Source organism: Pseudomonas spartinae, from assembly GCF_965197125.1.
In the GTDB taxonomy this organism is placed as follows: Bacteria; Pseudomonadota; Gammaproteobacteria; order Pseudomonadales; family Pseudomonadaceae; genus Aquipseudomonas; species Aquipseudomonas composti_A.
On record NZ_CBDAMB010000004.1, the window covers coordinates 172,222 to 193,030 of the forward strand.

Annotated in this window: 22 protein-coding genes and 3 pseudogenes; 13 read left to right on the forward strand and 12 right to left on the reverse strand. The window is 61.1% G+C overall.

Annotation, left to right across the window (positions count from 1 at the left end):
* Window positions 1-522 precede the first annotated feature (522 nt).
* Window positions 523-1,089 (forward strand): isochorismatase family protein, encoded by a 567-nt coding sequence (locus ACN8M7_RS11460; protein WP_490260844.1) that lies wholly within the window; start codon window positions 523-525, stop codon window positions 1,087-1,089.
* A 77-nt stretch (window positions 1,090-1,166) separates the two neighbouring features.
* On the opposite strand, the gene ACN8M7_RS11465 is transcribed toward ACN8M7_RS11460, so the two are convergent.
* Window positions 1,167-2,159, reverse strand: a complete 993-nt coding sequence (locus ACN8M7_RS11465) for a GGDEF domain-containing protein (RefSeq protein ID WP_490260845.1) — start codon at window positions 2,157-2,159, stop codon at window positions 1,167-1,169.
* A 311-nt stretch (window positions 2,160-2,470) separates the two neighbouring features.
* On the opposite strand from ACN8M7_RS11465, the gene ACN8M7_RS11470 reads away from it, so the two are divergent.
* Window positions 2,471-3,001: an REP-associated tyrosine transposase gene (locus ACN8M7_RS11470; RefSeq protein ID WP_490260846.1), complete on the forward strand. Its 531-nt coding sequence runs from the start codon at window positions 2,471-2,473 to the stop codon at window positions 2,999-3,001.
* A gap of 465 nt (window positions 3,002-3,466) precedes the next feature.
* Here the strand turns inward: ACN8M7_RS11470 and ACN8M7_RS11475 are convergent, their stop codons facing one another.
* Window positions 3,467-3,946 carry an RDD family protein gene (locus ACN8M7_RS11475; RefSeq protein ID WP_490260847.1) on the reverse strand — a complete coding sequence of 160 codons (480 nt, stop codon included), beginning with the start codon at window positions 3,944-3,946 and terminating at the stop codon, window positions 3,467-3,469.
* 208 nt (window positions 3,947-4,154) lie between these two features.
* On the reverse strand, window positions 4,155-4,508 hold the full coding sequence (locus ACN8M7_RS11480) for a hypothetical protein (RefSeq protein WP_490260848.1): 354 nt from the start codon (window positions 4,506-4,508) through the stop codon (window positions 4,155-4,157).
* Between the two features lie 406 nt (window positions 4,509-4,914).
* On the opposite strand from ACN8M7_RS11480, the gene ACN8M7_RS11485 reads away from it, so the two are divergent.
* Window positions 4,915-5,805, forward strand: a complete 891-nt coding sequence (locus ACN8M7_RS11485) for a substrate-binding periplasmic protein (protein ID WP_490260849.1) — start codon at window positions 4,915-4,917, stop codon at window positions 5,803-5,805.
* A 49-nt stretch (window positions 5,806-5,854) separates the two neighbouring features.
* Here the strand turns inward: ACN8M7_RS11485 and ACN8M7_RS11490 are convergent, their stop codons facing one another.
* Complete coding sequence (locus ACN8M7_RS11490) at window positions 5,855-6,043, reverse strand: DUF1289 domain-containing protein (protein ID WP_490260850.1); 189 nt, start codon at window positions 6,041-6,043, stop codon at window positions 5,855-5,857.
* Window positions 6,027-6,350, reverse strand: a complete 324-nt coding sequence (locus tag ACN8M7_RS11495; RefSeq protein WP_490260851.1) for a hypothetical protein — start codon at window positions 6,348-6,350, stop codon at window positions 6,027-6,029. Before ACN8M7_RS11495 ends, ACN8M7_RS11490 begins: the two co-directional genes overlap by 17 nt.
* A 131-nt stretch (window positions 6,351-6,481) precedes the next feature.
* Between ACN8M7_RS11495 and ACN8M7_RS11500 the strand changes: the two genes are divergently transcribed.
* Window positions 6,482-7,177 (forward strand): GNAT family N-acetyltransferase, encoded by a 696-nt coding sequence (locus ACN8M7_RS11500; RefSeq protein WP_490260852.1) that lies wholly within the window; start codon window positions 6,482-6,484, stop codon window positions 7,175-7,177.
* Between the two features lie 61 nt (window positions 7,178-7,238).
* Here ACN8M7_RS11500 and ACN8M7_RS11505 read toward each other — a convergent pair whose 3' ends face one another.
* Entirely contained in the window at window positions 7,239-7,610 is a 372-nt protein-coding gene (locus ACN8M7_RS11505) for a VOC family protein (protein ID WP_061237828.1), read from the reverse strand.
* Between the two features lie 69 nt (window positions 7,611-7,679).
* Here ACN8M7_RS11505 and ACN8M7_RS11510 point away from each other — a divergent pair, with 69 nt between their 5' ends.
* From ACN8M7_RS11510 to ACN8M7_RS11525, 4 genes are all read left to right on the forward strand, one after another.
* Window positions 7,680-8,387 carry a helix-turn-helix transcriptional regulator gene (locus ACN8M7_RS11510; protein ID WP_490260853.1) on the forward strand — a complete coding sequence of 236 codons (708 nt, stop codon included), beginning with the start codon at window positions 7,680-7,682 and terminating at the stop codon, window positions 8,385-8,387.
* A 155-nt stretch (window positions 8,388-8,542) separates the two neighbouring features.
* Window positions 8,543-9,400, forward strand: a complete 858-nt coding sequence (locus tag ACN8M7_RS11515; protein ID WP_061237826.1) for a DMT family transporter — start codon at window positions 8,543-8,545, stop codon at window positions 9,398-9,400.
* Between the two features lie 256 nt (window positions 9,401-9,656).
* Window positions 9,657-11,069, forward strand: a complete 1,413-nt coding sequence (locus ACN8M7_RS11520; RefSeq protein ID WP_490260854.1) for an FAD-binding oxidoreductase — start codon at window positions 9,657-9,659, stop codon at window positions 11,067-11,069.
* Between the two features lie 57 nt (window positions 11,070-11,126).
* A complete protein-coding gene (locus ACN8M7_RS11525; RefSeq protein ID WP_490260855.1) occupies window positions 11,127-11,603 on the forward strand; it encodes a hypothetical protein in 477 nt (158 codons plus the stop codon).
* A gap of 61 nt (window positions 11,604-11,664) precedes the next feature.
* Here the strand turns inward: ACN8M7_RS11525 and gcvA are convergent, their stop codons facing one another.
* Entirely contained in the window at window positions 11,665-12,564 is a 900-nt protein-coding gene (gene gcvA / locus ACN8M7_RS11530) for a transcriptional regulator GcvA (protein ID WP_490260856.1), read from the reverse strand.
* 119 nt (window positions 12,565-12,683) lie between these two features.
* Here gcvA and ACN8M7_RS11535 point away from each other — a divergent pair, with 119 nt between their 5' ends.
* Entirely contained in the window at window positions 12,684-13,385 is a 702-nt protein-coding gene (locus ACN8M7_RS11535; protein ID WP_490260857.1) for an FMN-dependent NADH-azoreductase, read from the forward strand.
* 37 nt (window positions 13,386-13,422) lie between these two features.
* Here the strand turns inward: ACN8M7_RS11535 and ACN8M7_RS11540 are convergent, their stop codons facing one another.
* Both ACN8M7_RS11540 and ACN8M7_RS11545 read right to left on the reverse strand, forming a co-directional pair.
* Entirely contained in the window at window positions 13,423-14,436 is a 1,014-nt protein-coding gene (locus ACN8M7_RS11540; RefSeq protein ID WP_490260858.1) for a sterol desaturase family protein, read from the reverse strand.
* Window positions 14,437-14,521: 85 nt separating this feature from the next.
* Window positions 14,522-15,265, reverse strand: a complete 744-nt coding sequence (locus ACN8M7_RS11545; protein ID WP_490260859.1) for a methyltransferase domain-containing protein — start codon at window positions 15,263-15,265, stop codon at window positions 14,522-14,524.
* A gap of 281 nt (window positions 15,266-15,546) precedes the next feature.
* Here ACN8M7_RS11545 and ACN8M7_RS11550 point away from each other — a divergent pair.
* Together ACN8M7_RS11550 and ACN8M7_RS11555 are read left to right on the forward strand one after the other, a co-directional pair.
* Window positions 15,547-16,221 (forward strand): annotated as a pseudogene (locus ACN8M7_RS11550) (PAS domain-containing protein); the annotation flags it as partial.
* Window positions 16,222-16,326: 105 nt separating this feature from the next.
* Window positions 16,327-16,755 (forward strand): annotated as a pseudogene (locus ACN8M7_RS11555) (methyl-accepting chemotaxis protein); the annotation flags it as partial.
* 36 nt (window positions 16,756-16,791) lie between these two features.
* Here ACN8M7_RS11555 and ACN8M7_RS11560 read toward each other — a convergent pair.
* Both ACN8M7_RS11560 and ACN8M7_RS11565 read right to left on the reverse strand, forming a co-directional pair.
* Window positions 16,792-17,292, reverse strand: coding sequence for a methyl-accepting chemotaxis protein (locus tag ACN8M7_RS11560; RefSeq protein ID WP_490261014.1), 501 nt, complete (start codon window positions 17,290-17,292; stop codon window positions 16,792-16,794).
* A 372-nt stretch (window positions 17,293-17,664) separates the two neighbouring features.
* Window positions 17,665-19,086 (reverse strand): annotated as a pseudogene (locus ACN8M7_RS11565) (FIST signal transduction protein); the annotation flags it as partial.
* Here ACN8M7_RS11565 and ACN8M7_RS11570 point away from each other — a divergent pair.
* On the forward strand, window positions 19,010-19,357 hold the full coding sequence (locus ACN8M7_RS11570; RefSeq protein WP_013716543.1) for a cupin domain-containing protein: 348 nt from the start codon (window positions 19,010-19,012) through the stop codon (window positions 19,355-19,357). The pseudogene ACN8M7_RS11565 and the gene ACN8M7_RS11570 sit on opposite strands and share 77 nt — an antisense overlap.
* 111 nt (window positions 19,358-19,468) lie before the next feature.
* On the opposite strand, the gene ACN8M7_RS11575 is transcribed toward ACN8M7_RS11570, so the two are convergent.
* Entirely contained in the window at window positions 19,469-19,738 is a 270-nt protein-coding gene (locus ACN8M7_RS11575; RefSeq protein WP_061237817.1) for a DUF2798 domain-containing protein, read from the reverse strand.
* A 114-nt stretch (window positions 19,739-19,852) separates the two neighbouring features.
* Here ACN8M7_RS11575 and ACN8M7_RS11580 point away from each other — a divergent pair, with 114 nt between their 5' ends.
* A complete protein-coding gene (locus ACN8M7_RS11580; protein WP_061237816.1) occupies window positions 19,853-20,806 on the forward strand; it encodes a LysR family transcriptional regulator in 954 nt (317 codons plus the stop codon).
* Window positions 20,807-20,809 lie beyond the last annotated feature (3 nt).

Below are 20,809 nucleotides of genomic sequence, written 5' to 3' on the forward strand. Positions count from 1 at the left end.
CTGGTCTGACGATGTGGGTAAATCAAAAGAAAAAGCAGAGCTAGAGCATCGCGGCAATGCCGCGATGCTCTAGCTCCTTAGTTTTGGGGCACCAATCTCACAAGCGACGCCAAACGCCCCGTCAGGAGGCCGAGTGGAATTGTTGTGTAAGGGGTTGAGCGGCATGGATGCCGCGAGAGCCGCGATGGGCCAGGGACGGCCCTTCGCGGCGGGCCCCTGGAGCAACGATGGAACGAGGGAACCCGACGAAGTCGGGCCGGATGGTAGGGGCAAGACCTTTTGCTTACTTTTGGGGCGTTTGCCAAAAGTGAGCCGCTGTAAGAGCGGAACCGGTATCGGCAACAACGTAGAAGAGGCGAGTTCACGCCAAAGGGAAGTGAGCCGACTACCATCGCAATGGTGGATGAAAAAAGCATCATCCACCCTACGCCTGCCGAAACGTTGGAGCTATCGAGCTGCCATGGTTGTTGATAGAAAAACACTGCAGCACACTGCGCTTTCATCGTAAGGAGACGACACCAAATGCCGGACATGCCCAGCCCAATCCCCTTGATCATTCTCGACGTCCAGGACGCCATCGATCAGCCCGTCTGGAATGACAAAAGTCACCCCGGTTACCTGGCCGTCATCCAACGCCTCCTGCAATTCTGGCGATCAAACGGCTGGCCGGTCCTTCACGTAAAACACGATGAAAAGACACCCACCTCCAGCTACTACCTTCACGGCCCCTGGAATGGCATCAAAAAGGAAGTCGCGCCGATAGAGGGCGAGGCCGTCATCATCAAGCATGAAAACTGCGCGTTCATAGGTACCCAACTGGATGCCACGCTGAAGGGAATGAATGCAAACCGCATCGTGCTGACGGGCGTTGTGATTCACAACAGCATGGATGCCACCATCCGCGCAGGCAAAGCGCTCGGATACAGCATCATCCTCCCTTCTGATGCCACGACCGCCGTGCCTGTAGCAGGGCCAGGTGGAACCCGCTGGGAAGCCTCGACCGTATACGAGCTAACCCTGGCCATACTGGGCGCTGAATATGCTGAGGTCATGTCATCAGAGGATGTGATTGCACGACTTGGTAAGTAGCCCGGACAACCGCTGACGGTGGATGAAAAGAGCGTCATCCACCCTACTCATTCAATCATCTGACAGCCAAAACCGCGTTAACCGATTGCAGCAGAATCGGCACTGAACACCGCGCAGTCACGTCCACGCGCCTTGGCTGAATAAAGCGCTTCATCCGCACGCTTCAGCCAGATATCAGCAGTCATTCCCGGCAGCCAAGGTGCCACGCCAAATGACACCGTTACTTCCTTACCATCGGGTGTTTTCAGGTTGTTTTTGATGGCCTCTCTAAGGTTGTTGATACAGGCCTGTTGCTGCTGAAGGCTGACCTCAGGAATGAGCAGGACAAACTCCTCCCCGCCGAACCGGTAAAATTGATCATATTTGCGGATATTGGCCATAGTAATGGCGGAAAAATCCCTCAAGACTTGATCACCAACAGCATGACCATAATTATCATTCACCACCTTAAAGTGATCGATATCCACAATAGCCAATAACTGTTGAGTGCCATTACGTTCCGCACTGGATAATGCCGCCGCCATACCTGAGCGCAACGACCGTCGATTAAAGGCACCCGTCAAAGGGTCAACAGTATTCAGGGTTTCCAGCAAATCAAACTGCTTCAAACTATGACGGGCATACACGTAGGCACTCATTGACAACATCACGCCTGTGATAATAAAAGAATTCAGCGAGACAATATTAAATACATCAGCCAAAGCCACCACCACTGCACCGGCGGCTGCATTTATAAACAGGGCTTCAACAGGCCTTACGAGAATAAACGTACTGGCGCATACGGGGTAAACCCACAAAACACCATCCACCCCATTATTAATAGCAACGATCACTGCGCCAGCGTTAATAAATACGGCAGCTATTGCACTAACAATTCGAATTTTTTTGAAATAGTACGCGCAAGCAACAATACTTATGAGCCCAACAATCAGCAGCACATCAATGAGCATTGCAATGAAGTCACCTTCCTGATACCGGATAACCACAAAGGGCAAAACACCCAACACAGCAACTGCACCGAGTAACGCCAACATCGAAAGCTGATATTTTTGCTGCAGTTGATTAATCATAATTCACTCAAAAATAAAAACGGCTAGCACTGAAATCTAAAGACACTCAACCACGTTGAAAAGCCCGGCATCTGGTTACTAATTTCTCACCCCCCATGCGAAAAGGGGACAGATTTATTATCCTCGTTGCTCAATACCACTGATTTCGCCTTTACGACAAGCGAGCGAGTTGCCCGGACAACCGCTGACGGTGGATGAAAAAGCGTCATCCACCCTACGGTCAGAACGCAGGTTTCGCGCCCGTAGGGTGGACAACGCGAAGCTTGTCCACCCTGGTTCATGGCATCACCACCGCTCAGGGATGAGCCGCCATGCCCAACTATCGGCGCGCCCGCGTTCTTGGCGCCACTTACTTTTTCACCGTAAACCTGCGCGATCGCACCAGCGATCTGCTGATCCGTGAAATCGACTTGCTGCGCGATACGGTACGCGCCACCAAAGCTCGCCATCCCTTCCATATCGATGCCTGGGTGGCGCTGCCCGAGCACATGCATTGCCTGTGGACACTCCCGCCTGGCGACGCCGATTTCACCCTGCGCTGGAAGGTCATCAAGTTCGCCTTCAGCAAACGCCTGCCCGCCACCGAAGTGCTGAACGCCAACCAACAGAACAGGCGCGAGCTCGGTATCTGGCAAAGGCGCTACTGGGAGCATCTGATTCGGGACGAGTATGATTACCAGCGCCACTTTGACTACATCCACTACAACCCGCGCAAACACGGCCATGTGGAAAAGTTGATGGATTGGCCCTATTCAAGCTTCCACCGGGCGGTGGCGACCGGCATTTATGCAGCAGATTGGTGTGGAGCGCCGGAGCGGGCCGACGCTGATTATGGTGAGTGAGTTACCCGGCAAGGCGCCCGGTGGTGGATGAACACAGCGTCATCCACCCTACTGGCCTTCTCGAACCATTCTCACGGAAACTCGGCCGGCTCAGCCTCATGGGCCTTGTGCAGCAACTCGATGAACGGCCTTGCCTCAGCGAGCGTATGAGCGGCAATGGCAGTGACCGGAATCCCCGCCCCGGTGTCCATGAATTCATCACGGCGGCACCGGAAAGCGCCTTCACCCGCTCCAGCGTGATCAGCTCAGTACGCTGCGGCACGCCGAGGCGGGCAAGTTGACTGGTGCCTTTGAGCATCTCGGCCTCAGGCCAGATCACCGTCTCACCATTCCAGAAAGCCAGGTTCCATATGGTACCTTCACTCAGGTGCCCGCGATTTTGCAGCACTTAAACTGCGCTTCTTCGAGCAATTTCGCCTTGCCTGGTCTTCGCTCGACGACTGCTCCTACAGAGTCTAGCCAGTGTCAGCCCCTGGATTTGCCATTGCTATAAATATCAGTAATGCCGCGAACGCTCGTCAGATTTCCAGTCTGGATCACGATCGTCTTGGCGAACATGTCGCCCAAACGTGTACGTGACTCCATGAAAATCCACACCCAATCGACAATCATCAGTACGCCTGAATTTCGGGTAAAAGACTGCGAAACGCTGCAGCCCTTGAGCGTCTTTTGGTCGACCGTGGCGATGCTTAACAGGCGCTTGCCCAGGCTTTGGCCGTTGGGCAACGCATCCGCCAGCAAGAAATAAGTAAAGCCAGAAAAACATGCCAAGAGAAGAACCGTTTTAGGGGTGATTGCAGGCACGACGGCAGACAATGCTCCGGCGCCGAATTTGACGGTCAAAAAGATCAGCACAGCGATTGCGCAATCAATCAGGCGTGCTGCCAACCGGCGATTGACGCTAGCCAAAATCGTTGGTTTTGCAGCGGCTTTTTTTGCTCCCACTCAACTTTCTCCAATTCCCTTGTTTAAAACTTCCCAGTATTTTGTCGCGATCCGACTGGTGATAAGGGTTCTGAAGAACTCCCACACATTTACCCCAGCGCCCGACAGTTAAACTCGTCACGTAGCAAGTAGCCCGGATAACCGCTGACGGGAGATGAAAAAAGTGCCATCCCCCCTACGAGCTACGAAACCAAATATGGATATAGGATTAGCACTCGATACCGATCAGCCACTGGGTTTTATCACCATTGACGCGATCTAGGTCCGGACGGCGAACCAGTGGCTGTGTACAGCCCCTCGGTTCGATGTAGGCCTCGGCTATGCTGACTGCTTCCGCGCTTGATAACGGGCCAGGTGCCTCACGCTGAACGCGGATGTAGTACGGCTGCTGAAACGGCACGATAAAACTATCGAGTATGTATCGCTGAGCCCCATGCTCGACCGTGGCGTGGTTTTCCTCCACCAGCGTCAGCCCTCTGGTATCGATCTGCTGGCCAGTGGAGGCGCAGCCGAAGCTCGCCACAGCGAGAAGCGATACGCTAGCCAGTTTCAATGTACTCATCGTCAAGTCCCTTGTCGTTTAATGGTCGCCAAGCCTAACAGGGTTGCTAGGCACCTTTTGATAGCGCAATCGTAGCGCAATCGGGGACAGCCCCTGAGGAGTCCCCCACAAATCTACTCCAGCACCCGAACTTGCAGGTGAACCCCGTCACGTAGCAACAGTTCATCCTGGCGAGTAGCCCGGACAACCGCTTCAGACTCTGGCTCACAATCACGCCCATGGCCGCCATCGATGACCAATTAGTCACTCCATTGACGATTACCGAGCTGGAAGGTGTGATGCAAACCTCATGGCATTCATCCAACAGCTGCTACCCGCTCGCGTTTACCTAACAATGCCCGCCCAGCCGGCGCCCGCCTCGGTCGAGTGAAGGTTGCTCTGATGAGTTCTGTTGCGTGACCGCTGCATGCCTGCCGCCCATCGAACCCGACTGCGCGTGAAGAAGGCATGGCGCGCAATCCGTTCGGCCGACTTCAACCTCACGCATCAAATTGGACAGCGAACCGCAGAACGTTCGCGTCACGACAACCAAGGTCACAAGGAACTGCCCATGCTTAACAAGACGATCCGCCGCGTAGCAATCGCACTACTGCCCCTGTTCGCGGGCACCGCCCAGGCGGCCAATGTGGTTCAGATCCTGACGCAGAATTATCCGCCATTCAGCATGTCGACCAATGCCAAGAACTTCGAACGCGAAGACGGTATCGAAGGGATCGACAAGGAGGTGGTGGTCGAGATGTTCAAGCGGGCCGAGGTGCCGTACCAAATGACGCTGCGGTTCCCCTGGAGCCGCCTGCAGGAGATGGCCGAAAAGCAGCCCGACTTTGCCGTGTACTCGCTCAGCCGCTCGGCAGATCGCGAGTCGCGCTTCAAGTGGGTCGGGCCGTTGAGTGAAATCCAGCTGGTGCTGCTGAAGATACCCGGCAACCCGATCACGCTGAACAGCCTCGACGACGCCCGCACGTACCGTGTTGGTTCGGTCGCCGGCACCAGTGTCAGCCAGTATCTGACCCAGCGAAACTTTACCGTGAAGAACGTCTTGAGCAACGCGCCAGCCAAGCTGCAAGCCGGTGAATTTGACCTGTGGGCGACCACCAACCCGGCAGGCAACTACGAGGCCGGCAAGGCCGGTATCGGCAAGCTGGAAGTGGCCTTTGCCATCAGCAGCACGCAGCTCTACCTGGCGATGAACAAGGAAACCCCGGATGAAGTCGTGCAGAAACTGCAAAGCGCTCTGGATCAGATGCGCAAGGAAGGCTTCATCAATCAGGTGGCCGCCCGCTACCTGAACAACTGACCGACGCGTGATCGTTCCTCCGCACTGCGCGGGAACGGTCACGCGCTCGCTAGCCCTTGCTCTTCTTCTTGGCTATCGCCTTCATTCGCGCTGCCGCCCGCTGCACGGTCGCCATTTTCTCCGGCCGTTTCATGCCCCGCCATTTGCGGATTTCCTCGCGCGTGCGCCCACAGCTGACGCACAGCTCGCTGTTGAGCTGACACAGCGACACGCAGGGGTTCTCAATGTCCTTGGCCACGCTTGCCCCTTGCCGGTTGCTCGACGGCGAACGCCACGTGTTCGGCGATACGGGTAACGCTGATGCCCACGTCATCGAAGGCCGCCTGGGTCAGCGCCAGCATCCTCGCCTTGTCCGAACCGGCCTTGTGCGCCTCGCTATCGAACATCCAGGTCACCACCAGGCTCTGCGGAAACTGTTCGTAGTCCACCTCATGGGTCAGCCACTGGAAACCGACGATTTCGCTTTTTGCGGTTTCGCAGGCAGTGGTCAGGCTGCGAATCAGCTCGCGCTCGATGCCTGAGTATTTTCGTTTCGGCGATGGCATAGGGCTCTTCCGGGGTGGCGTTCGGTGCGCCGCCATATTACCCGAGGCGAACGCTGGCAATCGCGACGCCCGAGCAAGGCGGCACACGGGTTACAATCCAGGCCCACTTGCCCAGCGGAGCCCACCTGCCGATGTTTACCCTCTCCCACCTCAGCAGCCCGCCGCCCGAGTCCCTGAAGAGTCAGGTACTGCAGATGGTGGTGGACTACTTCGGTGACGTCAGCGTGGTGCCACTGCAGCCGAGCAACCCATTGTTTCAGCTGTACCAGTACGTGATCGGCTACGAGGTGCATCTGCACCTGCAGAGCATGAACGGCGAGGCCGAAGGCCCGGTGCAGTTGCTGCTGGCACTGGACGATGAAGACCCGGCCCGCGTAATGGGTTTTGCCCTGTACCTGCCCAGCCCCGATGATGCTGCCGCCTGCACCCTTGCCTATCTGGCGGTAGATGCCGCACACCGCCGTCAGGGCATCGGTCGCGCGCTGCTGCAGCGCGTGCTGGCACATCGGCCGCATCTGGAACTGGCCTGTGCGGCAGACAAGGTGCTGCTGTTCGAGGCGCTGGGCCTGCAGGTGCTGGCCGCTCAAGGCGCGCAGGTGCTGATGAATAGCCGCGACTATCGCTCCAGCGGCATGGTGGCCGTGGCGGACCTGGCGCCGGTGTTCGCCTCCACCGAGGTCAGGCAGATCCACGCCTACCTGCTCAAGCAGCACGGCCAGCGCGCCATGCAGCAGGCGGAAAAACAGCGCGATGCACATCTCGATGCGCTTGCCCTGCAGGCGCAACAACTGGTCGACGAGCGCCTGCCTTCACGCGCGCTGCATTGAGGCGATGCCCCACGCCGGGCGTGGGGCTCCATCAGGCGCCAAGCGCCATCAGCAGCGGCGATCAGCTGGCATCGCGCATGCACACGCGCAGCCGGTGGCCGTCCGGGTCGAGCGCGACGAAGGTCGGCCCGAACACCGCACGGGCCAGGGGTTGCTCAATCTCGACGCCCAACGCCTGCCAACGCTCGTAGAGCATTTCGACATCGGCCTCACGCTCGACCTGGTAACCGAACTCGCTGCGGTGGCCATTGCCGGATGACTGGAAATTGTCCGCCTGCTCCGACCACAGCCCCAGGTGCAGCTGGTCGCTCAGCGCAAAGGACACGAAGCTGGGAAACTCGCTGGTGGGCGCCTGTTGCAGCAGTTGCCGATAGAAGGCGCTGCTGCGCAGTGGGTCGGCAACGTAGAGGATTAACAGATTGGGACGGTTCATCGTGGACCTCCTGAGATTGGAAGGCTCACGTTAGTCGACCCTACTGACAGTTCCTGTCAGCATGGTGCAATGACACGCACCGAACGATTGCTGAAGCTGCTGCAGATCCTGCGCAACCACCGCCTGCCCGTCAGCGGCCAGACGCTCGCCGGTGAGCTGGGCGTGAGCCTGCGCACGCTGTACCGGGACATTGCCACCTTGCAGGGCCAGGGCGCGGATATTCAGGGCGAGCCGGGCATCGGCTACCTGCTGAAGCCGGGTTATCTGCTGCCAACGCTGATGTTCACCCAGGAAGAGCTGGCGGCGTTGCTGCTCGGCCTGCGCTGGGTCGAGCGCAGGACGGACCCGGCGCTGCGCCTGGCAGCGCAGAACGTGCAGGGCAAGCTGCGCGCGGTGCTTGGCGCCGAGGCCCAAGCACAATTGGAGAAAACGCCGCTGTTCGCCGGGCCCGCCCCTTCCACGAGCGATGACGGCGCCACGGCACGCGCCCTGCGTGAAGCCATCAGCGATGAATGCAAGGTGCTGATCGATTACACGGATGAAGCGGGATCGCTGACCCAGCGCACACTGCGCCCCATAGCACTGGGGTATTTCGACGGCTTTCAGGTATTGGCCGCCTGGTGCGACCTGCGTAACGACTTTCGCCACTTTCGGCTGGAGCGGATCAGCGCCTGCACGCGTTCGGCCGAGCGCTTCACCGGTCAGGGAGGCTGGCTGTTGGCGCAGTGGCACGCGTACAACAAGAAACGCGGCATCGTCGTCCAGCCCGGCAAGTAGCAGGTCGCGAACCGCAGCACTCGGGGCGCTTCTGGGCAGGTCTGCAGCAAAAACCACGTCCATCATCGACACAGCGTCTGGCTGTGCACCATTTCGAGGCAGCCTCCCTCCAGCAGCAACAGGATGCCCGCCAGCGGCACGTCGAGGACACACGGATGAAAGATTCAGCACGCGGTTTGCTACTCGTCACCAGCGGCATCGTGATTCTCAGCTTCGATGGTCTGCTGGTACGCCTGGCGCAGGCCGATGGCTGGAATATCGTGTTCTGGCGTGGCTTGCTGATGTTCCTGGCCCTGGGCGTGTTCTCGCTGTCGGCCAGGAGCCGTGCCAGCGTCCGCGCGCAACCGTTGCTCAGTGCCTGCTCGGCCCTGCTGCTGGCGCTGATCTCGATCTTCTTCGTGCTGGCGGTGATCCATACCCAGGTCGCCAACGTGGTGGTCATTCTTTGCACGGCGCCGCTGTTCGCGGCGCTGTTCACCCGCTTCTTTCTCGGCGAGCAGGTGGCGCTGCGCACCTGGCTGGCGATTGGCGTGGCGGCGCTGGGCATCATGCTGGTGTTCGCCGGCGCGTTTAACACGACCGACCTGGCCGGTAACGGCTATGCCCTGCTGTCCTCGGCGGCGGTCGGCGCCAACCTGACGCTGTTGCGCCGTCACCCGTCCCTGGAGCGCATGCCGCTGATCGCACTGGGTGGGCTGGCGGCGGCGCTGATTGCCTGGCCCAACGCGCAGCCCTTCACCCTGGGCGCCTCGAGCTACTGGGCGCTGGCCATCATGGGTCTGGTGCAGATGCCGCTGGCCACCTTGCTGATCAACAACGCGACCCGCTATCTGCCTTCCGCCGAGGTTGCGCTGTTCTACCTGCTGGAAAGCGTGCTGGGCACGCTCTGGGTCTGGTACTTCCTGCAGGAAACGCCGGCCAACGCCACGCTCTACGGTGGCGCCCTGGTGATCGCCACACTGGCAGTGCATGCCGGCGTCACCTTGCGCGTGCGCCAGCCGTTGCCGGCCTGAGTCGCGGCTGGCGGCTGCTGCGAGCACGAGCCACCGGGTAGCTGCAAGATCTGCCTACATGCCCGGGGCGGACGCGTGGCGGCGATGGCTCACCCATAAGCCACAAACTGGCGTTTGCGGCAGCATCGATATTTCAATTGGCACTCGCATCAGCAACTGAGGAACAATGCACGGCGGCGCTCGCCCGATGGCGCCGGCCTGGCCGTACCGGCAAGGCAAGGAATCGCCGTTTCACTACTGCGAACAAGGAAGTCCGATGCGTATCCTCCCCCTTCTGATCCTGCTGCTGTGCCAGGCCGCGCACGCCGTGGAAATCGTCAACGACGTCAGCGGCATGAACCCCATTGCGGTGTCGCAGGTGCTGGCGCCTACCGAGCTCGAGCAGATCGTCGCAGCGGTGCGCGAGCACGCCGGGCCCATCGCCATTGGCGGCGGGCGCTACAGCATGGGTGGGCAGACCGCTACCGAGCAGGCCCTGCAACTGGACATGCGCCAATTCAACAAGGTGCTGGCGTTCTCCGCGCAGCGCCGGGAGATTCGCGTGCAGGCCGGCATCACCTGGCGCGAAGTGCTGGAGTACATCGACCCACACGGCCTGTCGCCGCAAATCATGCAGTCCTACGCCAATTTCACCGTTGGCGGTGCCCTCAGCGTCAATGCCCATGGCCGTTACGTCGGCCAGGGGCCGTTGGTGCTCGGCGTGCGCTCGTTGCGCCTGGTGTTGGCCGACGGCCAGGTGGTGGACGCCAGCCCGACGCACAACAGCGAGCTGTTCCATGGCGCCATCGGCGGCTATGGCGGCCTGGGCGTGATCGTCGAAGCCTCCCTGCCACTGGTGGAGAACAGCAAGCTGGTGCGCCAGACGCAACTCATGCCGCTCAGTGACTATGCGCAGTTCTTCGCCAGTCAGGTCAGCGGCAACCCGGACATGGTGATGCACAACGGCATTCTCTACACCGACGATTACGACAGCGTTCGCGCCGTGTCCTACCTGCGCACGGACGCACCGCTGACCATCACCGAGCGCCTGGTACCACTGGACCGTGACTACAAGGCCATGCGCGCAGCGCTGGCGGTGGCCAGCAGCAAGGGCGGCGCGAAGGTGCGCGAAAACCTGGTCGACCCGCTGCTGCTCAAGCGACCGCAGGTGCAGTGGCGCAACCATGAGGCCAGCCTCGATGTACGTGAGCTGCAGCCCATTTCCGGCCCCGACTACAGCTACGTGCTGCAGGAGTATTTCGTTCCCGAAGCGCAGCTGGAACACTTCGTCGCGGGCATGAAGGATGTGCTCAAGGCGCACAAGGTCAAGGTCGCCAATATCTCCATTCGCCATGCCAAGGCCGACCCGGGCACGCTGCTGGCCTGGGCTCGCGAAGACACCTTCGCGCTGGTGCTCTACTACCGACAGGGCGTCTCACCCAGCGAACGCGCCGCCGTAGCCGACTGGACACGGCAGCTGATCGACCTGGCCATCGCTCACCAGGGCAGCTACTACCTGCCGTATCAAATCCACGCAAGCCGTGAGCAGTTTCTCGCCGCCTACCCCGGTGCCGAGGCCTTCTTCGCGCTGAAACGGCGCGTCGACCCGACCAACAAATTCCGCAACAAGCTGTGGGATGCCTATTACCGGCGGCCCGACGCCGGGACACCTGCCGCATCAGGCCACTGATTGATAATCGCGCCGCCACACCTGGCGCACTTCACCCTGAACCAACGGATGCCGCGTATGTATTACCCACGGGAAGAAAAAAGAGACTTCCTCACCACGCTATCCACACTGTCGTTGATAGCGATCATCCCCCTCGCCATTCTCGCCCTCATGAGCAACCACGGCGCCACCGCCCTGTTCATGCAGCTCGGCAATCAGCAGACCCAAGCCCGCATCACCGAGATACAGAACACGCCCAACCCCGCCCTGAACATCATCACCTACCGCTATGAGGCGGACGGCATATCCTTCACCGATACCTACACGCAGAACACCCAGTACAACCCTGCTACGTACGCCATCGACGACAAGATTCCCTTGATCCACTCCACCTGGTCACCGTCGATAAAGATGACCCAAGCCACTTACCAAGCCAGCGGCGCGGACGCCAAGGTCTTCCTGGGCTGCTCGACAGCGATTCTCCTGCTCCTGGGCTTGTCGTTCTTTGCCTTGATGCGACAGAGAAAGCATGCCGCAGAGGATATTTATTATTGAGCGCTCAGGCGGGCCGATGCAGGGCTCAGGCTCAACCCGCCAGGCCCTGGATGACTGGTCGTCAGATCGAACACAAGCCACCCGGCACCGTCAGGATCCATTCCCTCACCGCCTGAATGCTCGGGTCATTGCGGCGGCTTTCCGGGTACACCAGAAAGAACGGCTTGCCCTCCAGCTCCGGGCCGAAGGGCTGCACCAGCCTGCCCTCGCGTAGCTCGTCCTCGATCAGCTGCCGGCTCATCAGCGCCACCCCCTGGGCGCCGACGGCAGCCGAAACGGCGTGGGTCTCGTCGGAGAACACCAGTCCGGCAGCGACGTCCAGCCCCGGCACCTGGGCCTTCTTCTGCCAGATGGCCCAATCGATAGGCGAGGAAATCGCCGCCTGGTTACGAAAGTGGATCAGCGAATGCCCGGGCAGCTCTGCGGCGTCGTGCAGGTTCAGCAGAGGGCTGCAGGCGGGGATGAAGGTGTTGTCGAAGAGTTTTTCCGCCACCAGCCCGGGCCAGCGGCCGTCGCCATAGCGAATGGCGATATCGGCGGTGACACCATCGAGCGCCACCGGCTCGTGCGAGGCATGAATGCGCAGGTCGATATCCGGGTGGGAGTCGCGCAGCAGGCAGACCCAGGACAGCAACCAGCGTACCGCCACCGCGGGCGTGGTGCTGAGGGTGACGGCTCGCCGGCGCGGTGCGGCGCTGAGCCGTTCGACCGCAGCGCCGATGCTGTCGAAGGCGCTTTCCAGCACCTGCTGCAACTCGCGCCCGGCCATGGTCAGCTCCAGCTGGCGCGGCTTGCGCACGAACAGCGGGACGCCGAGGGCATCTTCCAGCGCGCGAATCTGGTGGCTGATCGCTGTGGCGGTGACCGAGAGTTCTTCCGCGGCCTGCTTGGCGCTTTCGTGGCGAGCCGCCGCCTCGAAGGCACGCAAAGCGGAAAGCGGAGGTAGCCTGCGCCGGCTCATAGCTGAACTTTCCTCATCCGTTACGAAAAAAATTGCTCGTTTGTCGCCAGCCATTGGCGAACTTAGCCTGATTCTGCTGCCAATCACAGATGAATTCAAATTCAATCAGGAGACTCGCCATGACCCATATTCTGCACCTCGATGCCAGCGCCCGCCCCGGCCTCGCCGGCAAGGTTCAGCACGGCTCGCACAGCCGTAACCTCAGCCATCGCTTCGTCAGCCAGTGGCAGGCGCGCCGCCCGCAGGACCTCATCACCTACCGCGACATCGGCCAGAACCCGCCGTCGATCATCAGCCATGACTGGATCGCCTCGTCCTTCACTGCCGAGCCGAAGCGCGAGGCCTGGATGCGCGACACACTGGCCGAAAGCGATCGCCTGGTCGATGAGTTGATTGCCGCCGACGTGCTGGTGATCGGCACACCGCTGTACAACTTCGGCATGCCGGCAGCGCTCAAGGCGTGGATCGACCAGGTAGTGCGCCCTGGCCGTACGGTGGAGTTGGACGAGAGCAACCCGCTCGATCCCTATGTCCCCATGCTGGCCGACCGGCCGCGTGATGTGGTGATTCTCACCGCACGCGGTGGCATTGGTTTCGATGCGGGCGGCGAGATGGCGCACATGAACCATCTGGAGCCGAACCTGATCACCGCGCTCGGCTTCATCGGCCTCACCCGCGTGCACCAGATCGCCATCGAGGGGCAGGAAGTCGGCGGCGAGCTGCTCGCCGAATCGGTCGCACGGGGTTTGAACAAGGTCGATGCACTGGTGGCCGAGCTGCAGCGTTTATTGCAAACCGAGCGCGTCGAGGAGCCGGCGTGACGGCCACCCGCGCCGTGGAGGGGCGCACCGCCACGCGCTACACCCTGCGGCGCAGGCCTCGGTTGTCGGTGCTTTCCAGCAGCTTGCGGGCGGTGTCGATGAAGGGCTGCACGATCAGGCTGTAAAGGCTCTGGTAGCGATGCGCATCGCGCTCGGCCGTGCCGAAGCTGAGGCGCTCCGGTGTGTGCGTGGTGGTGTAGAGCGTGCCGAACATCCAGTCCCAGATCGACAGGTTGGTGCCGAAGTTCCTGTGGAAATGGTGCGGGGCATCGCTGTGATGAATCTGATGCTGCGCCGGGCTGTTGAGCAGGTGCTCCAACCTGGGCCCGAAGGAAAGCCAGATGTGCGTATGGCGCAGGTTGGCCGCCAGGCAGTTGAAGATGAATACCAGATAGGTGACGCCGAACAAGGTATAGCGGCTGACCTCCCCCCCGCACAGATACCAGAAAGCCCCGGAGTAGGCGCCAAGCAGTACCAGGGTGAGCAGACTGTCTGCGAGCTTTTCCACGACATGCACGCGGCTGGCCGTCAGCGGCACCAGCACGGGCGCGACGTGGTGAACCTTGTGAAACTCCCACAACCAGCGCGAGTGAAAGGCGCGATGTGTCCAGTAGCTGGCGAAGTCGTTGATCAGGAACACGCCGAGGCCATAGAGCAGACTCAGGCCGAGGTTCTCTCCCAGCTGCGGCCGGGCGCCCCAGAGCCGGGTGAAGAAGGCCATGTAGTCGGCCGAATGCAGCACATGGGGGTCGACCAGGCCGATCACCGGAACGATCAGCACCACACGCAGCAGTGCGCGCACGAAGTAGTAGCGGTAGTCGAGCAGCGCCGACGGATGCAACAGCACCTGTCGTCCACCGATGAACTGCCAGAACGATGTGCAACCACTGCCCACGCGGCGCTGGCGATAAAGCAGGTAGGCCACGCTGTAGGAAAGCAGGATGAAGAGCAGGCCGATGCGCCCGTTGAGGTCGAAAAGCCCCTGAAACTGCCTGACCAGAGCGTCCAGCAACTCGGTCAATGGATTGGCTGCCAGCGACAGCTCTTGCATCACTCCAGCCTCCCCCGGCAAAAGTGGCGCAATGATAAGCAGGATTGACGCTTTAACAAATGAGAATAGTTATCCAGCCTGCGGCTCAGCGCTTGCTGCAGGCGAACAGCGCATTGCCGGACGTGCTATCCCACTGACTCAGGCGCTGATAGTCGTGCTCCAGCACCTGCACCTCGAAGTACGGCGCCAGCAGCGCCTGCAGTTCGGCGAAGCTCACCGCCACCATCGGGTGCTCGTCGTGCCAGACCTCGGTCTGCTCGCCCTGAGTACGCTCGATGCGCAAACGCAGCGCCTGTTGCTCACCCTCACCGCAGTAGTACCAGCCGGAGCTGAAGCGCAACTGCCCCTCGGCATGCCGCGCGCTGTGGGAAACGAACGAGGCGTTGTCGATGCGCTGCTTGTCCACGGCGTTGAAGCAGAACACCCCGCCCGGCGCCAGAGCGTCATGCACGCTGGCGATGCACGCTTTCAGACGTTCGATGCTGGCGCTGTAGTGAATTGAGTAGAGAAAGCAGGTGATCAAGTCCAGCGGCTCGTCGACCTCAAAGCCACACATGTCCTGCCGCGAGAAGCGTGCCTCGGGGCAGCGCAGGGCGGCGCGGTCGAGCATTGGCTGGTTGATGTCCAGGCCACGGCTGGCATAGCCAGCATCGAGGAAATGGCGCACATGCGGGCCGGTGCCACAGGCCAGATCGAGGTGGCGTTTGCCGCCGTTACCGAACAATTGCTGCAGGCGATGCACGCAGTGACTCTGCGCGGCGTAGTCGATGTCTGCACACATCAGATCGTAGTAGCCCGACAGGTCGGTATAGAGGGCGTTGCCGGACATGATGACCCGCCAGGGTGTCGAGGGGCGCGCATCATAGCCCAAGCGCAGCTGCGCGCCGATAGAGAAAGCAGCGCAGCCCTGCTGGTTTCTGCACGGGCCTGTACGCATGCCATGTCCCGGCTAAACTCCTGGCACTTGCAGCCGAAACAATGGCGTCAACTTTCAGCGAGATGGCCCTCATGTTCAATGGACGACTGAAGCAAGAGTTGCAGGCATTGCGTGATGATTTCTCTTCCGTGACGCAGGTTTGCACCAGCCTGGAAGAGGAAATGCTGGTGCTGATGCTCGACCCGCAAGGTCGCATCGAGCGCGCCAACGACAATTTCCTCAAGGAGATGGGCTATACGGCAGATCGCCTGCAAGGCCAGCACGTGCTGCAGCTGATACCCGAACATGTGCACAATCTCGACTTCCATCACCGCGTGCGCCAGGCCCTGGAACGTGGCGAGCACCTCTCCGGGGTGATCCGCCTGCTGCGCGGCAATGGCGAAGAGGCCTGGCTGCGCTCGATCCTGCAGCCGGTGCACGACAGCAGCGGGCGCATTCGCTTCTTCTCGATCCATGCCAGCGACCTGACCCGCACCATCGAAACGTCGCGCGAGCATGAAAACCTGATCAAGGCCCTGCAGCGTTCCACTGCGGTTATCGAGTTCAATCTGAATGGCGAGGTGCTGACCGCCAATCAGCGCTTTCTCGATGCCATGGGCTACAGCCTGGCGCAGATCCTGGGCAAGCATCACCGCATCTTCTGCGACCCGAGCGAGTACAACGCCCCCGAATACCAGCGGTTCTGGGAGCAGCTGCGCCGTGGCGAGTTCGTCGTCAACCGCTTTCGTCGTATCGATAGCCACGGCCGCGACGTGTGGCTGGAGGCGTCCTACAACCCGATTACCGACGCCCATGACAGGCTGTACAAAGTGGTCAAGTTCGCCACGGTGATCACCGACCAGGTGCAGCGCGAAGAGGCCGTGGCCCAGGCCGCCGGCATCGCCTTCGAGACCTCCAAGGGCACCGACGAAAGCGCGCGCAATGGCGCCTCGGTGGTGCAGCAGATGCTCGACGCCATGACCGAGCTGGCCTCACGCATGCAGGAGGCCGCGCAAGGCATCGAAGCGCTGGACAAGCAGTCGCAGCTGATCGGCTCGATCGTCAAGAACATCAGCAGCATCGCCGACCAGACCAATCTGCTGGCACTCAATGCCGCCATCGAGGCGGCGCGAGCGGGCGATCAGGGCCGTGGCTTCGCGGTGGTGGCCGACGAGGTCCGTCAACTGGCTTCGCGTACCAGCGCGGCCACCGAGGAAATCACCTCGGTCGTTGGTCAGAACCAGCAACTGGCCGAACGCGCCGTGCAGATCATCGACCGCGGCAAGACCCAGGCCGAGCTGGGCCTCGAGCTGTCGGGCCAGGCCGGCCAGGTAATCGACGAGATCCAGGACGGCGCGCGGCGTGTGGTCGCAGCGGTGGAGAGCTTCGCCACCAAACTGTGAGCAGCGCTGCGGCGGCACATGCGCCGCCGCACGCAGTCAGCCGACGTTACCCGTCAGCCCGGTCAGAGTGTCGGCCAGCTCGCGGGTGCGCAGCGAGGTCTGCTCGGTCAGTTCGGCGGAATCACGCAACGAATCGATCATCCCCCCCAGCGTGGAGACCTCGCTGACCTGCTGCTGGATATGTCCGGACACCACGCTGATGGCCTGGGACAGTTGATCGACGTCGGTACCGATCTCGGCGGCGTTCTTGTGAGTGATCTGCGCCAGGTTGCGCACCTCGTCGGCCACCACCGCGAAGCCACGACCCATTTCCCCGGCACGCGCCGCCTCGATGGCGGCATTGAGCGCCAGCAGGTTGGTCTGCCCGGCAATCTGCTGGATCACCTGAACGATGGACTGGATGCGTAGACTGGATCGCGCCAGCTCGTCGGCACTGCGTACCACCGATGTGCCCTGCTCGCCCAGGCTGCGTACCACCGCCTCGGCCTGCTCGGTGACATCGCCCTGGCGAGTGATGTTATCGCCCAGCGCATCCATGCTCTGGTGCAATTCATGGGCATGCAAGTGTAACTGCTCGCCAATCTCGCGCTGCCGCGCCTCGGCCGCACGCAACACCTGACCAAGATCGGCCAGCCCCTCGAAAACCGGACGAATGTGCTCGTCGAGGCCGTGGCTGTCGATGCAGCTGTCGTAGTCATGCCGTTTGAAGGCGTTGATCTGACTGACCACCACCTGGCTGAGCCCGGCGAGCTTCTTGATTTGCCGACGCAGGAAGAAGGCCTTGAACTCGCCGTAGTGGATGGGAAAGCGGTCGATGTAATCGTCACTGAACGCCGCGCCCGGCGGGACCTGGAAGAAGAAGATCGCGGTCAGTGTCTGGTTGAGGTTGAGGCCGAGAATCTCGCCGAAGGTGGAAAAGCCGATGACCGGCACCCGGCCGAACACCGACCCCATCTTCCCCAGCTCCGCCGCGTTGTTGAGCCGGCGCAGGATGCAGTCGTTGAGTAGGCCGAGCAGGGGCGTTCCCCCCTTGCCCTGCAGAAAGCGTTCGAAATCACGCCGAGTGCCCTCGACCAATGGCGTGCGCCTGACCAATACCAGTTCCTCGCCCGGCGCCACGTCACAGAACAGGTGAACGATCTCCTGCTGCAGGTCGATGCGCGCGATGGAACGCACGAACAGCTCGCTGCCGACGCGAATGGCGAACGAGTAACTGGCTAGCTTGCCCTCCAGCTCCTGCGGCTGGCACTGCAATTCGGCGCACAAGGCGGCGACCATACTCAGAATATTGCCGCGCGCGTCGATCACCTGACGGATGCTGCGCTCCTCGAGCGAGGCGGTGAGCACACTGAGGCTGATCGAAGTCGGCTCGAAGTTCTGGCTTTTGAACACGCCAAAGCGAACGCCGGGTGCGCTCTTGAGAAACACCACCAGGGCATGGTTCTCGTAGCGACGCTGGCCGTCATGCAGGAAGGTCTGGCGAAAGTCGCCCTTGCCACCGGCCGAGCCACCGACGAACAGGCAGGGAAAACGCCCTGACTCATAGAGCGCTTCCATGAAGAACGACTCGGAGGCCGACAAACCGTCGAACAACACATAAGCCAGGGTGTCGCGGGCATCGATAGGCGTCTTCACCTGCAACGCCTGCAGCGATCGAGTCAGCTTGGCGATGCGCTCACGCAGCGACATGCGCGCGCCACCAGCCCGAATGTCCTGGCTCTCCAGCGGCACGCTGACCAGCTCCGCACTGAGCAAAACACGGCTGTCGAACAGCGCCAGCACCAGGCGATCCCACTGCCCAGTGGCGTCACAGTAGAGCCGCCCTTCGCTGCCACACAGTTCGCCAGCGCTGCTGCTCAAGCTCAGCGTGACACCGGGAAAGCGCTCGTGAATCTGCCGGGCGATGCGTTCGAGATCCAGGTGCGGTGAAACGTAGCCAGTGATGAAGCTCGGCCGCATGCGCACTGCCGCCAGCTCAGCGGCAAGTTCGCCGCCGCGACAACTGATCTGCGCGGTTGCCCCCTGCAGCGATTGAGTGAAGCGTTCACGACGGAAAAAACCCATAAGCGCCTCTCTTCTCGAACGGTTCTCCGTCTCAAGAGTAGAGGCAAAGTCGCTCCGCTTCTCTCGTCCTTTGGGCGTAAAAATGTCGCAGGCGACAGCGCAAACGACTAGCCAGAGGTCGACTCCAGACAATCTCTCCATGCGTCCGGCGCCTATGGTGAAGGCCCTTTTTTTGCACCGGGAGCCAGACATGGCCAACAAACCGATCACCGTTCTGCGCGACACCCAGCCGATGCCCGTCGTCGATGCCTGCAAATGGGAACGCATCGAAGGTGACCCGCATACCGTCAACCTCAACGCCTACACCTCCGATGATGGCAGCAAGATCATGGGTACCTGGATCTGCACGCCCGGCAAATGGCGCGTGGAGTACGTGAAGTGGGAGTACTGCCACTTCCAGGAAGGCTATTGCATCATCACTCCGGACGGCATGGAGCCAATTCACCTGAAAGCCGGTGACATCTTCGTGGTCGAACCTGGCATGAAAGGTACCTGGGAAGTGGTCGAGACCGTGCGCAAGTACTTCGTCTTCGCCTGATTCCCTTGCATCGGTGGGTGTCACGCACGGCCCCCGCCGACTGGCCTGAGCGTGCTTGATTAGCGCAAAAGCAGGCCGCCCTCCCTCGCCCGTGAAAGACTGCGCAGTTTTTCACGGAGCGTGCACGGTCAGACTCACCAGCTTGATCACGACCGGCCGCACCAGCATCACGCAGCAGAAAGCCACCGGCATGGCCAGGCTGTAGGCACTCAGTACCGCTTGCAGGTAACCGTCACTGAACCCTCGGTTTGCAGCGGTGATCACCAGCGACATGAGCATCGCCATGATGCCCGACATGAAGAAAGCGAAAGCCACCGGCATGGCTCGGGCAGGCAGCTTCCAGCTACGCGCAGGCAGCGGCGTTGAGTCGAGATCGGACATGTTCTGATTTCCTGATCATTGAATGTGCCAGCACTTTAGCGACCAGGACGATTGCTCCGGTAGAGGCCGGAAGGTAAGTTGAGTATCAAGCTCAACTTACGACCGAGGCCAGCATTGCAAAGCAAAAGCACGGACACCCTTCGCGGCCTTGAGAGCTTCGTCAAAGCGGTGGAAAGCGGCAGCATCGCCGCCGGAGCGCGCCTGCTGGGTATCAGCGCCGCTGCGGCGAGCCAGAACATCGCCCGCCTGGAACAAAATCTGGGTACCCGCCTGCTCACCCGCACCACCCGCAGCCTAGCGCTTACCGACGCTGGCGCGCTGTACTTCGAGCGCGTGCAAGCGGTGCTTCAGGAACTGGAACTGGCCCGCGCCGACGTCGCCGACCTGCAGGATGAACCGCGCGGCCAGTTGCGCATCGCCGCCAGCGCGGCCTTCGGCCGCCACGTGCTGGCACCACTGATCCCCGGTTTCATGGCGCGCTACCCGCGTATACGCTGCGAGCTGCTGACCACCGACAGCTCCGTCGACCACATTCAGGAAGGTGTCGACGTCAGCATCTACATCGAGCAGCAGTTGCGCAGCGGCCTGGTTGCCCGGCGTATCGCCACCGCGCAAACTCGCTTCTGTGCTGCCCCGGCCTACCTGCAGCGCGCCGGTCGCCCGAGCGAGCCCGAGCAATTGCGCGATCATGATTGCCTGCTGTTCCGTTTCGCAACCGATGGCCGCTTTCTGCGCTGGGGCTTCGTTCGCGATGACGAGCATTTCGATGCCCAGGTCAGAGTGGCCATGAGCAGCAACGATATCGATGCCTTGGCACAGTGCGCTGCGTCAGGCGGCGGCATCACCCGCCTGGCGTCCTTCGTCGCCGACCCGTACCTGGCCCGCGGCGAACTGGTCGAGTTGTTCTCATCAGCCACCCCCGCAAGCAGTCGTGCGACCAGCGCACCGCTGGATTACTACCTCTGCGTGCGCAATCGCTACGAGCTGACCCCCAAGGTACGTCTGTTCGCAGACTATCTTCAGCACGCCCTTCCCGCCGAGTTGGCCCCCTCGGCCGAGGCGCGTTGAGAC